Annotated in this window: 9 protein-coding genes and 1 riboswitch; of the genes, 3 read left to right on the top strand and 6 right to left on the bottom strand. The window is 71.5% G+C overall.

Features of this window, described 5'->3' with window-relative positions:
- Entirely contained in the window at window positions 1-1,068 is a 1,068-nt protein-coding gene (locus tag ABEA82_RS07975; protein ID WP_345660675.1) for a C40 family peptidase, read from the bottom strand.
- 424 nt (window positions 1,069-1,492) lie between these two features.
- On the opposite strand from ABEA82_RS07975, the gene ABEA82_RS07970 reads away from it, so the two are divergent.
- Window positions 1,493-1,846, top strand: a complete 354-nt coding sequence (locus ABEA82_RS07970; RefSeq protein ID WP_003992444.1) for a hypothetical protein — start codon at window positions 1,493-1,495, stop codon at window positions 1,844-1,846.
- Here the strand turns inward: ABEA82_RS07970 and ABEA82_RS07965 are convergent.
- Both ABEA82_RS07965 and ABEA82_RS07960 read right to left on the bottom strand, forming a co-directional pair.
- Window positions 1,824-2,759, bottom strand: a complete 936-nt coding sequence (locus ABEA82_RS07965) for an SLAC1 family transporter (protein WP_345660674.1) — start codon at window positions 2,757-2,759, stop codon at window positions 1,824-1,826. The two genes, ABEA82_RS07970 and ABEA82_RS07965, sit on opposite strands and share 23 nt — an antisense overlap.
- A 105-nt stretch (window positions 2,760-2,864) precedes the next feature.
- A complete protein-coding gene (locus ABEA82_RS07960; protein ID WP_345660673.1) occupies window positions 2,865-4,034 on the bottom strand; it encodes a C40 family peptidase in 1,170 nt (389 codons plus the stop codon).
- Between the two features lie 8 nt (window positions 4,035-4,042).
- Window positions 4,043-4,214, bottom strand: a riboswitch (cyclic di-AMP (ydaO/yuaA leader).
- 290 nt (window positions 4,215-4,504) lie between these two features.
- On the opposite strand from ABEA82_RS07960, the gene pcrA reads away from it, so the two are divergent.
- Window positions 4,505-6,982, top strand: a complete 2,478-nt coding sequence (gene pcrA, locus ABEA82_RS07955; RefSeq protein ID WP_345660672.1) for a DNA helicase PcrA — start codon at window positions 4,505-4,507, stop codon at window positions 6,980-6,982.
- A 52-nt stretch (window positions 6,983-7,034) separates the two neighbouring features.
- On the opposite strand, the gene ABEA82_RS07950 is transcribed toward pcrA, so the two are convergent.
- Window positions 7,035-8,687 carry a M23 family metallopeptidase gene (locus ABEA82_RS07950; RefSeq protein WP_345660671.1) on the bottom strand — a complete coding sequence of 551 codons (1,653 nt, stop codon included), beginning with the start codon at window positions 8,685-8,687 and terminating at the stop codon, window positions 7,035-7,037.
- Between the two features lie 140 nt (window positions 8,688-8,827).
- Window positions 8,828-9,691: an esterase/lipase family protein gene (locus ABEA82_RS07945; RefSeq protein WP_345660670.1), complete on the bottom strand. Its 864-nt coding sequence runs from the start codon at window positions 9,689-9,691 to the stop codon at window positions 8,828-8,830.
- A gap of 590 nt (window positions 9,692-10,281) precedes the next feature.
- Here ABEA82_RS07945 and icmB point away from each other — a divergent pair.
- Entirely contained in the window at window positions 10,282-10,698 is a 417-nt protein-coding gene (icmB, locus tag ABEA82_RS07940) for a coenzyme B12-dependent isobutyryl CoA mutase small subunit (protein ID WP_345660669.1), read from the top strand.
- A 359-nt stretch (window positions 10,699-11,057) separates the two neighbouring features.
- Here the strand turns inward: icmB and ABEA82_RS07935 are convergent, their stop codons facing one another.
- A complete protein-coding gene (locus ABEA82_RS07935; RefSeq protein WP_345660668.1) occupies window positions 11,058-12,680 on the bottom strand; it encodes a DUF5691 domain-containing protein in 1,623 nt (540 codons plus the stop codon).
- Window positions 12,681-12,745 lie beyond the last annotated feature (65 nt).

The raw sequence follows: 12,745 nt of genomic DNA, 5'->3' as shown, positions 1-12,745 counted from the left end.
TCACACCACCCGGGTGGCGCCCACGAACGGCATCTCGTCGAGCGGCGCGACCCGTACCGGGGCGGAGGGGTTCGGGGCGTGGATCATCCGGCCGTTGCCCACGTAGATGCCGACGTGGCTGATGCCGGCGTAGTAGAAGACCAGGTCACCGGGGAGCAGTTCGGAGCGGGAGACGCGGCGGCCGGCGTCGATCTGGGAGTACGTGGTGCGGGGCAGCGAGACGCCCGCGGAGCGGTAGGCGGCCTGGACGAGGCCTGAGCAGTCGAAGGCGTTCGGGCCGGTCGCTCCCCAGACGTAGGGGCTGCCGAGCTTCTGGTAGGCGTAGGACACGGCGGCGGCAGCACGGGAGTTGGGCGCCTGGGACGCGGCTGAGCCAGGGGCCGCGAGGATGTCGCGGAGGTCCGTCGACGCACGTGAGGCACGGCCCGTGCCCGGCGCCTCACCGATCCTGGAACGTTCCTGCGCGCTGAGCCGGGACAGCAGCTGCCGTGCGGAGCCCAGCTTGGCGCTGATCGTCTTCTTGTGCCGTTTCAGCTCCTGCTGCCGCGACTTCAGCGAGGTCAGCTCGATATGGGCGGCCCCGCGCAACTGCTCGATCTCGCGGAGCTGCCGGCGTACGCGCGAGACGGCGGCCTTCTGCCGGTTGCCGGTCCGCTCGACGAACTCGGCGTTCTCGAGATACCGGTCGGGATCGTCGGACAGGGCGAGCCGCAGCGCGGGGTCGAGGCCGCCTTCGCGGTACTGCGCGGCGGCGACGGAACCCAGGGCCTCGCGGGCCGTGTTGAGCCGGTCCTCCTTGCGGGCCGCCCGGTCCTGGAGGTCCCGCAGCCGCTGCCCGGCCGCCTCGGCCCTCTCCTTCGCGCCGTTGTACTTCTCGGTGGCGACCTCCGCCTCCCGGTACAGCCCGTCCACCCGGGACTTGACCTGACCGGGGGTGAGCTCCGGTTCGGCGTGTCCGGTGCCGTCGAAGGCCGTCGCGGTCGCCGCGCCGGCGAGGGCGATCGTGGCGGCCGTACGGGCCGTGTTGCCGCTCGCGGAGCGCTGGCGGGGCTTGCGGTGCGCTGCCACCTGGAGGCCACGTCCTTTCCTCGACCGCCGGTGGGTGCGTGCGGCCGCCTGGGGGAGCGGACGGGCGGCCTGCGCGTCCGGCGACGGCCCGCACAGGGGAAGCGGACCGCCGCCGGACCTTCTCGGCGGTGGTGCCCGACTGCCGCCCCTGGCCCGGGCGGCGGTGGGGAGCCGGTCACCTGGAGGAGGACGCTAAACCTCACCGCTGCGGGCCGGTGGCGGGTGCGCGGAAGTGTCCCGAGAGGACCGGCGGTGACCGTATGTGGTCGTGATCTCGCCCTGGCACCGTCGAATTAACTCAGCGTGATGACCGATGCGCCGAAAACGCGGGCGGAGGACGGCGGCCGGGTGCTATAGGGCGCATATATGCAGGAGACGGGCCGGTGTCGGGCGGCTCCGGGGCCCCTCATTAGGCTCCGGCCTCATGGACATACTCATCCACCTCGTCGTCGGCCTCCACATCATCGGCATCGCGTCGCTCCTGGGCGGTTTCCTCACCCAGATGAAGGCGATGGGCGAGGGCACCGCCCGCTACACCCCCGCGATGCTGCACGGCGCGCTGACGATGCTGGTCACCGGGGTGATCCTGGTCGGCCTCAACCAGGCCGACGACCAGTCCGTGAACAATGTGAAGATCGGCGTGAAGCTGGCCCTGCTGATCGTGATCCTCGGTCTGGTCTACGTGAAACGGGACGACGAGAAGGTGGACAAGGGCCTGTTCGGCCTGGTCGGGGCTCTGACGGCGGCGAACGTCTTCATCGCCGTGCTCTGGACCTGACCCCGCCGGGCTCCTCGCCGGCCCGGGCCGAGGCGACCGTCCAGGCGGCGCACCCGAGCCACGCCGCCACCGCGATCCACAGCAGTGCCTCCCCGAGGCCGTCCAGCCACGGGACGTCGAGGGCGGCGGCGACGGCGAGGGTGGCCGTCGCCGACGCGGCCGCGCCGAACACGGTCGCCCAGCGCCGCACGTCGTAGCGGTGCCGGGGCCACACGAGTTCGGCGACGAGCAGGGCGACGCAGCAGGTCAGTGTGAGCACGAGCAGCGTGACGGCCGTCGTGCGCAGGACGCTCCGGTTCTCGTCGTTCCACAGATACAGGCGTGCGCTGTCAGCGCTGAGGAGTTTCGCCCCGGCGAGGGCCGAGACGGCGAGCGCGCCGCAGGCCAGCCAATGGTCCCCGGCCCCCCTGGCCACCTGCCGGGGGTCGGAACGGGGCAGGGCGAGGCCGCACAGCAGCAGCCCCAGCCAGAAGACCACCAGGGCCGCCTGTGCGAGCCAGGCCGCCGACACGGCCGCGGCGAGCGTGGCGGCGAGCACGGCGAGCCCCTGGGTGACCACACAGCGCAGGAACGCGGGCCCGCCCCGCTCCTTGTCCTCCACCACGAGCAGTGTGGCCCAGAGGAGCGCGCTGACCGCCAGCAGCGCTTCGGCGAGCGCCTGCCGGCCGGCCGCGGAGAAGCCGGTGCCGAGGACGGCGGTCGCCGCCAGGGTGGTGACCGCGGCGGGCGTCTCCGTCCGCCAGGTCGTCCGCCGGAGGACATCCGCGACCGACACCAGCCAGGCCCCGCAGGCCAGGAGAAGGGTGATACGGGAGAGGACCTCGTACCCCGCCGAGTCGAGACCGACCGACAACGTGCCGGTCGCCAGCGCATACATCGCCCACAAGGTGGCGAAGGGGGAGGGGCCGGACATAGCGCCGATGCTAGAGAGCGCCGCGCGTGTTATGAGAGGGGCACGCGCGCGTGCCCCTCAAAAACGTAGGAGACCTCTCGGACCAGGACCTCGGGCGGGGGCCTCTCAGGCCGGTCGCACCACGCTGTGGATCGCCGACTCGCCGTCGTAGTAGATCGACTCCTCGCGCACGTAGGCGCCGGGCTTCGGGGCGTGGATCATCATGCCGTTGCCGATGTAGATGCCGACGTGGGTGACGTCGTCGTAGAAGAAGACCAGGTCACCGGGTTGCGCCTGGGAGAGGGAGACCGTGGTGCCGGCGTTGACCTGGTCGTAGGTCGTGCGCGGCAGGGTGACGCCCGCGGCCTTCCAGGCGGCCTGGGTGAGGCCGGAGCAGTCGTAGGAGTCGGGGCCGATGGCGCCCCACACGTACGGCTTGCCGATCTGGGCCCGGGCGAAGGCGAGCGCCTTGTCGGCCTTGGAGCTGTACGAGGAGTCCACCGGGGCCGAGGAGGAGGACGAGCCCGAGGACGACGAGGAACCGCTCTCCTGCTGCTGGGCAGCGGCCTCCTCCCGCGCCTTCTGCTGCGCCGCCTGCTGCCGGGCCAGTTCTTCGGCCTTGCGGGCGGCCTCTTCCTGTTTCTTCTTCTCGATCGCCGCGAGCCGCGCCTTCTCCTCGGCCGTCAGCTTCGACAGCAGCTCGCGGGCGTCGGCCAGCTTCCGCTGGACGGTGGACTTGGCCGTCTTCAGGTCGCCCTGCGACTCGGTGAGCGTCTCGAGGCTCTCGGTGGCCTCCCGGCGCTTCTTCATCGTCTCGGACTGCTGGGTGACGAAGTCGTCGACCGCCACCTTCTGGCGGCCGGTCATCCGGTCCATCAGCTGGGTCTGGTCGAAGTAGTCCTGCGGCGTGTCCGCCAGCAGGAACGTCGCCGTGTCCGGGGCGGAGGCGCCGGTGCGGTACTGGGCGGCGGCGAAGGAACCCAGCTCCTCACGGGCCTCGTTGAGCTTCTGGGTGCGCTGGGCGACGTCGTCGAGGAGGTTGTCGACGCGCTTGCGCTGCTTCGCGGTCTTCTCCTTGGCCGCGTTGTACTTGTCGGTCGCCGACTCGGCCTGGCGGTACAGGTCGTCGACCTTCTTCTCGACTTCTTCCAGGCTGGGCTTGTCGTCGGCCGTGGGGGCGGCGTTGGCCGACTGGGACAGCAGGGCCACGGAGGTGAGGGCCGCCGTCGCTAGGGCGGGGGTCCGTATGCCTGCTACGCGCGTACCGGAGGGACGCGACTTGCGGTGCGACGCCAAGGGAGGCGACTCCTTCCATGCTCCGCCTACCGGGTTAGCTGTCGGGTTCGGGCGGGTGGTTCGGAAGGGTTGCCCTACGGCCATCTCCGGGAAGGGAGTCGGGCCGATTCACCCCAAGGTCTCGGTGGGTCCCCGGCTCCGGCTGCCGCTACGGCACACCGGACTCGGCGGAGGCCGCGCGGCCCGGCGACGTTCGCCGGTGGGGGTCGTGCGGCCTGCCCGCACGGTAGCCAACTCGTGTGGCCCTTGTGAAGGTTGATGGGTGATATGCCCGATACATTTTCGTGACCTTATCCCGGAGCGTTGCTGAAAGTGATCGACTGGTGGGGATTGATCGTGAATCGTCAGGAATTATGTCGATCGTCGCGGGCCGTGATCGACCGGCCCTGAAGGGTGACGAGGGGGTCGTTTCGGCGATGTTCTCAGGGCGGCGGCGGGCTGTCAGTGGGGCGCCCTAGACTCGTAGAGCGATGAGCAGCCTCTTTGACGACAGCTTCCTGGCGGACCTCCAGGCCCAGCGGGGCCCCGCGGACGAGCCCCCGCCGCCGCCCGAGGACGATCACGTACCGGAGCAGGTTCCGGACGATCTGTTCGGCGGGAAGTTCGACGTGCCGCCGGACCGGGACACCCACTACCGGGACGGCGCCCCGCGCCCGGTGGTGGACACCGCCGCCCTCTTGGAGGGGCTGAACGACAACCAGCGCGCCGCCGTCGTCCACTCCGGCTCCCCGCTGCTCATCGTGGCCGGTGCCGGCTCCGGCAAGACCCGCGTGCTCACGCACCGCATCGCCCACCTGCTCGCCGAGCGGGACGTCCACCCGGGCCAGATCCTCGCGATCACCTTCACCAACAAGGCCGCGGGCGAGATGAAGGAACGCGTCGAGCAGCTCGTCGGCCCGCGCGCGAACGCCATGTGGGTGATGACCTTCCACAGCGCGTGCGTGCGCATCCTGCGGCGGGAGAGCAAGAAGCTCGGCTTCACCTCCTCCTTCTCGATCTACGACGCCGCCGACTCCAAGCGCCTGATGGCCCTGGTCTGCCGCGATCTGGACCTCGACCCCAAGCGCTTCCCGCCGAAGTCGTTCAGCGCGAAGATCAGCAACCTGAAGAACGAGCTGATCGACGAGGAGGACTTCGCGGCGCAGGCGAGCGACGGCTTCGAGAAGACCCTCGCCCAGGCCTACGCGATGTACCAGTCGCGACTGCGCGAGGCCAACGCCCTCGACTTCGACGACCTGATCATGACGACGGTCAACCTGCTGCGCGCCTTCCCGGACGTCGCCGAGCACTACCGCCGCCGCTTCCGGCACGTGCTGGTGGACGAGTACCAGGACACCAACCACGCCCAGTACGCCCTGGTCCGCGAGCTGGTCGGCACCTCCGAGCACCCGGTCGACGTGCCGCCCGAGGCCGAGGTCCCGCCCGCCGAGCTGTGCGTGGTGGGTGACGCCGACCAGTCGATCTACGCCTTCCGCGGGGCGACGATCCGCAACATCCTCCAGTTCGAGGAGGACTACCCGGACGCGACGACGATCCTGCTCGAGCAGAACTACCGCTCCACGCAGACCATCCTCAGCGCCGCCAACGCGGTCATCGAGCGCAACGAGTCCCGCCGCCCCAAGAACCTGTGGACCAACGCGGGCACCGGCGCGCAGATCACCGGGTACGTCGCCGACACCGAGCACGACGAGGCGCAGTTCGTCGCCGAGGAGATAGACCGCCTGACCGACGCGGGCGAGGCGAAGGCGGGCGACGTCGCCGTCTTCTACCGCACCAACGCCCAGTCCCGTGTCTTCGAGGAGATCTTCATCCGCGTCGGCCTGCCCTACAAGGTCGTCGGCGGTGTCCGCTTCTACGAGCGCAAGGAGGTCCGGGACGTCCTGGCCTACCTGCGCGTGCTGGCCAACCCGGAGGACTCGGTGCCGCTGCGCCGGATCCTCAACGTCCCCAAGAGGGGCATCGGCGACCGCGCCGAGGCGATGATCGACGCCCTCTCCCAGCGCGAGAAGATCAGCTTCCCGCAGGCCCTGAAGCGCGTCGACGAGGCGTACGGCATGGCCGCGCGCTCCACCAACGCGGTCAGGCGGTTCAACGCGCTGATGGAGGACCTCCGTACGATCGTCGAGTCCGGCGCCGGACCCGCCACCGTGCTGGAGGCCGTGCTGGAACGCACCGGGTACCTCGCCGAGTTGCAGGCCTCCACCGACCCGCAGGACGAGACCCGGATCGAGAACCTCCAGGAGCTCGCCGCCGTCGCCATGGAGTTCGAGCAGGAGCGCGGCGAAGACGAGCAGGGCACCCTCGCCGACTTCCTCGAGCAGGTCGCCCTGGTCGCCGACTCCGACCAGATCCCGGACGAGGAGGACGGCGACGGGGTCATCACGCTGATGACCCTGCACACCGCCAAGGGCCTGGAGTTCCCGGTCGTCTTCCTCACCGGCATGGAGGACGGCGTCTTCCCGCACATGCGCGCCCTCGGCCAGACCAAGGAGCTGGAGGAGGAGCGCCGCCTGGCCTACGTCGGCATCACACGCGCACGGGAACGGCTGTACCTGACGCGGTCGACGATGCGCAGCGCCTGGGGTCAGCCGTCGTACAACCCGCCCTCCCGGTTCCTGGAGGAGATTCCCCCGACTCACCTGGAGTGGAAGCGGACGGGAGCGACCGCGCCCGCGTCCTCCGGACCCGTCTCGGCGGTGGCGGCCTCGCTGTCGTCGTCCCGCTCGCGTTCGTCGGCGTCGGGCGCCTCCGGTTTCGCCACGCGCCGGACCTCCGAGAAGCCGGTCGTGGCGCTGGCGGCCGGGGACCGTGTCACGCACGACCAGTTCGGGCTCGGGACCGTCGTCGCGGTCAAGGGCACGGGCGCGAACGCGGAGGCGACGATCGACTTCGGGGACACCAAGCCGAAGCGGCTGCTGCTGCGGTACGCACCGGTGGAGAAGCTCTAGCCCGGTCGGATGCCGGCCCCCGCTCGCACGCGCGGCGGGGGCTGCTGAGACGTTACGTCGGGTCGACGCCGTGGCTGCGCAGCCACGGGAGCGGGTCGATCGGCGAGCCGCCGGCCGGGCGCACCTCGAAGTGCAGGTGAGGACCGGTCGAGTTGCCGGAGTTGCCGGACCGGGCGATCGGATCGCCGGCCTTCACGGACGTGCCGGAGGGGACCGTGTAGGTGGAGAGGTGGCAGTACCACGTCTCCGTGCCGTCCTTCCCGGTCAGGATCAGCATGTTGCCGTACGCGCTGTTCCACTGGGTGCGGACGGTGCCGTCGGTCGCGGCCATCACGGTCGTGCCGTACGAGACGGGGAAGTCGATGCCGGTGTGCAGGGACATCCAGTTGATGCCGGCCTGGCCGTACTGGGCGCTGAGTCCGTGGCGGGCGACCGGCATGGCGAACTTCGGGCGCAGCCGCTCCTTGCGGGCCGCCTCCTCCGCCGCCCGCTTCCGCTCGGCCGCCTGCTGGGCCTTGAGGTCGATGCGTTCCTGCGTGCGGCTGGCCCGGTCGGCGAAGTCGTCGGCGCCGGCGGAGAGGCTCTGCAACTGGGTGTCGAGCTTGTTGTTGGCGGCGGCCGGTTTGACCGGCTGCGCGTCCGCCGCGGTCGTGTGCGCCTCCGCGGCACTGTCGTCGGTGAGGCTGCCGACGGAGGCCGCGGCGATCCCCGCGACACCCATCACGCACGCGGAGGGCACCGCGATCGTCAACAGCGCCGAGCGCTTGGGGGGCGTACGGCGGCGGGAACGGGACGCGGCACGTGAGGCCGCCCGTGAGCCCGGGGGCGGAGCGTCCTCCTCCTGGCCGTCCAGGAGTGGGGCCACGGTGGGCAGTTCACCGGTGGTCGCCGGATCACCGCCGTCCGCGGCGGGGTCGAGATGGAGGGCACCGGTGGATTCGTCGTAGCCGACCTGCTCGAACGTCGCGGTCTCGAGCTGGTCGAAGGCTTCGCCGTGCTGCTCGTACGCCTCGGGGGCCGCCGCGGCCGTGCCGTCGGAGTTCCACTGGGTGGCGTCGTAGGCGCCGGTGTCGAAGGACTGCGTGCCCCAGTCCCACTGCTGGGTCTGGTCGGCCGGGTTGCCGGACTGGTCGGGCTGGTGCCAGGCGCCGGTGTCCCACTGCCCGGTCGCGTCCGGGGAGGTGGCCTGCGGCGGGATGACCGGGAGCGGCTGCCCGGTCGTCCAGCTCGTCGTGTCGTACACGCCGGTGTCGTAGGCGGCGGCGTGGTGCTGGGCCGCGTACGCGTCGTAGTGCACGTTCTCGTGGGTGCCGGTGGGCCAGTGGCCGGTGCCGTACGTGCCCGTGTGGTGGCCGCTGTCCGGCAGATCGCCGAAGAGGGGGTCGGTGGCGAAGGTCGCGGTGGTGTGGCCGGTGGCGGCGAAACCGCTGCCGTCGGTGCCGGTGGCGTCAAAACCGGTGGCGGCGTAGTCGCCGTACGTGGTGAAGTCGCCGTACTGGGCTTCCTGGGTGCCGTACGACGCGTAGTGCGCCGAGTCGGCGTCGGAAGCCGGAGCCGGGGTCATGGTCCCCGACGGGTGACGGTCGTTCACCAACTTCTCTTTCGCCTCGACAACAGGGGCTGCCAGAGCAGTGCGGCGACTGTACCCGGCGGTACGCGGGCACGACAATCTTCGGCAGGTTTCACGCGCGCAGGAAACGGGCATTCGGCCGTGTTTTGGCGGACTGCGGGCGCGGGTTTGGCCCTGTGTTCGAAGTTTGTTCGAGGTTGATCGGGGCTTGAGTACTGAGCGTCGGTTGTATGACGAGTTCCGCGCGGCGGGGCGTGCGGGTGGCGTGGATGGTTTTAGGCCACCGTCAGCCCGTCGGCGTGGCCGGTGGACGGTTCACCCGGGCGGGCCGTGTCGAGAACCTGCCGTATGCCGTTGGCGATGGCGGGGTGCACGGGCAGGGCGAGGTGGCCGATGCCGGTCACTCGCACGTTCTGCGCTGTCAGATCGGGATGGTCGATGCGGGCCGTCTCCACCGGGTCCATCACCGTGTCAAGGTCGCTCCAGAAGCTGACGAAGTGCGTGCGGCAGCCCGGGGCCGGTCGAGTGAGCTCCTCGAGCACCGGTGAGCCGGGGCGCATCTGGCGCACGATGGGGTGCGCGTCGGCCAGGGGCACCGCCCGGGTTCCGGAGTGCGGCGTGCCGAGTGTGACCAGGGTCCGGACGCGGGTGTCCCCGCCGAGCCGCTGCACGTAGTACCGCGCTATCAGGCCGCCGAGGCTGTGCCCGACGACGTCCACCTGCTCGGCGCCGGTGCGTTCGCAGATCTCCTCTATGCGCCGGCCGAGCAGCTCTGCCGCGATGCGCAGATCGCAGGTCAGCGGCGAGTAGTTGAGGGACTCGATCCGCTGCCTGCCGTGCTGGGCGAGACTGCGGCGCAGCAGGACGAAGACCGAGCGGTTGTCGATGAAGCCGTGCAGCAGGACGACCGGGGGCTTGGCCTCCGTCGGTAGTTGGGCGGTGCCGTGCGTGGGCAGTGCCGGGGCGGGGATCCGTCGCTCCTGGGTGATGCCGGAGGGATAGAGGAGGAGGTGCCCCGCCAGGATCGCGATCTCCAGGGCGGTGGCCTTCAGCAGAGCCATGGAGAGTCCGGCCGGCCGGCTCGGCAGCAGACGCCGGCAGAACGGAAGAAAGGGCAGAACGGCCCCGGTGACCTTCATGGCCGACCTCCTGTCGGCACGCGGGAGGGCGACCGCCCCCCGTGTGCCCTCGTGGAAAGCAGCTGCGAAGACGGCCGACGACGACCGCGCGAGCGGCGTGAGCCGCGGGGACCGAGCGCGGCGTGTGGCGCGTGTGACGCCAGTGAAGCGACCGGGGTCCCTGTCGGTGTGGCGACGAAGCTCCCCGCTGTTGCGCCGTGTCTGCCCTGCGTGCTGCGCGTGCCCTGCGTGTCCCGCGTGCCCTCGCCGAAGTGTCGTACCGCCGCTGTGCGTGGTGGGTGGGGCGGTGGTACGGCGACCTCGTCGCGGCTCCCCTTGCGCTCGGTCCCGATGTGGTCCGTGTGCCGCGGAAGAGCGCGGCACCGATGCCGCGAAAACTCGGAACGGTGCGCGGCGAACGTGTCCCTGCGTGTGATTTCCCCCTCGCTCCACACCGCGAAACTGCCGGTTGCGGGATCCTGGAGATAACGTTCGTTCACTTGCCCGGACGGTTCGGGGCGGGGTGTCCGTGCGGTGCGGCGTGTACCGCTTGCGCGATGTGTGCGGTACTTGTCGGTACGGATGGATGTAATCGCTTCATGGAGGCAGTGATGGGTGTGGCAGCCGGTCCGATCCGCGTGGTGGTGGCCAAGCCGGGGCTCGACGGCCATGATCGCGGGGCCAAGGTGATCGCGCGGGCCCTGCGCGACGCCGGTATGGAGGTCATCTACACGGGGCTCCACCAGACTCCCGAGCAGATCGTCGACACGGCGCTCCAGGAGGACGCCGACGCGATCGGCCTCTCCATCCTCTCCGGCGCGCACAACACGCTCTTCACCGCCGTGATCGAGCTGCTCCGGGAGCGGGACGCCGAGGACATCCTGGTCTTCGGCGGCGGGATCATCCCCGAGGCGGACATCCCGCTGCTGAAGGAGAAGGGCGTCGCGGAGATCTTCACGCCCGGCGCGACGACGGCCTCGATCGTGGACTGGGTCCGCGCCAACGCCCGGCAGCCGGCTGAGGCGTAGACGCCGGAGCGGGCTTCCGCCGGGCGAGCCGGCAGGGCTGCGGTCGGTCGGGGTGACGGGTGTGTCGACGACCGGGGTGGCAGAGCCGAGCCGTTTGACGGGCGCGCGGACCACCGGGGTGGCGGGTTTGTCGTTGGCCGGGGTGGCGGGCCCGAGCCGGTTGGCGGGCCCGTCGTTGGCTGTGGTGACGGGCGCGCGGCCCACCGGGGTGACAGGTCCGCGGCTCGCCGGGGTGACAGGTCCGCAGCCCAGCGGGGTGGCGGGCGGGTGGTCGGGCCGAGTGGCGGGCCCGTGGTTCCACGGGGCTGTCGGACTGGTGCCGGGCGGGTCCGGGCGGGCGTCGGTGGACCCGGCCGGAGTTACGGCGTGCACAGTTCCTCGGTCATCGCCGCGCGCAGCCGCAGGGTCGTCGACAGGCGCTGGAAGGACTCCGCCCAGTAGCCGCCGGCTCCGGGCGACGCGTTCTCCGGTTCGTCCGGTACGGCCAGCAGCGCGTCGAGACGGCCGGCCTCGGACGGGTCGAGGCAGCGTTCCGCCAGGCCCATGACCCCGCTGAAACTCCATGGATAACTCCCCGCGTCCCGAGCGATGTTGAGCGCGTCCACCACCGCCCGGCCCAGCGGCGCCGCCCACGGCACCGCACACACCCCGAGCAGTTGGAAGGCCTCGGACAGGCCGTGCGCCGCGATGAAACCGGCGACCCACTCGGCCCGCTCGGCCGCGTCCAGCGTGCCGAGCAGCTTGGCGCGCTCCGCCAGGGACACGGCGCCCGGACCGCCCGCTTCCGGCGCCGAGGGCTCTCCCAGCAGGGTGCGCGACCACTCGGCGTCCCGCTGACGCACGGCGGCCCGGCACCACGCCGCGTGCAGCTCGCCCTGCCAGTCGTCCGAGACCGGCAGCGCGACGATCTCCCGGGGCGTCCGCCCACCCAGCCGCCGCGACCAGGTTCCGAGCGGTGCCGCCTCCACCAACTGGCCGAACCACCACGACCGCTCACCCCGGCCCGCGGGTGCCTTCGCCACGACACCGTCGCGCTCCATGCCCGGATCGCACTCGTGCGGAGCCTCGACGGCGATGGCCGGCGCGCTCAGTGTGCGGTCGATCGCCACGCACGCCTCCGCCCGGAGAGCCATCCGCGCGGCGAGCGCCGAACCGGGCAGCGCCGACAGCAGTTCCGCCGCCGTCGCCCGGACATTGCGGCTGCGGTCGGCCAGGGCCTGTTCCAGGAACGGCTCGTCGTCCGGGCACAGGCCCGTGCGCAGCGAGTCCAGGAACATCAGCCGGTCCTCGGCCCGTTCCGTCGCCCACGTCGTCGCGAGCAGTTCCCGAGCGGCTGCGGGTTCGCGGGAGCGCAGGGCGGACAGGAGGGCGACCCGTTCGGCGAACAGGCCCTCCTGCCACAGCTGCCGGATGCTTCCGTCGTCCTCCAGGTGCGGCAGGGCCGCTCCACCGCCGGGTGCCGAGCGCAGGGCGAACCGCCAGTCCGGGTTCAGCCGCGCCAGCCACAAGGCCCTGGGACCCGCGAACTCCAGCGCCGCCGGGCGCAGGTCGGTCCGCCCCCGGGCCGCGTCCAGCAGCGCGGGCAGCACTTGCGGAGGCGGCGCAAAACCGCGGGCGTTCGCCGCCGCGAGCCACTGGGGCAGCAGCTCCATCAGATCGGGTGCGGTGCCACGGCGCCCGCCGCCGGACGCGCCGGGGCGATCGGCCAGCAGCATCGCCAGTCTGCGGGCGGCAGCCGGCGGAAGAGGCGGACGCGAATCCTCCGGGGCGGGGTGCGGACGCTCCGCCGCCCGCGCCGGACGCAGACCGGCCCGTCGCCGTACGGTCTCCACGGCCGCCGCGTCCAGCAGGGCCACCGGCGCCTCCGGGCCCGGCCCGGTGCCCGGCGGGGTGCGCCGGGCCGTGCCCAGCAGTGTCGTGGTGACGAGCCCCTCCCAGGCGGCCGTGGCGGGCGCGTCCACAGGAGCTGAAGTCCTGTTCATACGGGTCCTTTCCGCGGGGCGCCCGGGGATGGTTGAAGACTCACCCTGATCGGTTGTCCCGTGAT

The organism is Streptomyces venetus (assembly GCF_039540295.1).
Taxonomy (GTDB): domain Bacteria; phylum Actinomycetota; class Actinomycetes; order Streptomycetales; family Streptomycetaceae; genus Streptomyces; species Streptomyces venetus.
Note: the sequence above shows the minus strand (reverse complement) of the source record. Positions and strands in the feature narration are given on the sequence as shown.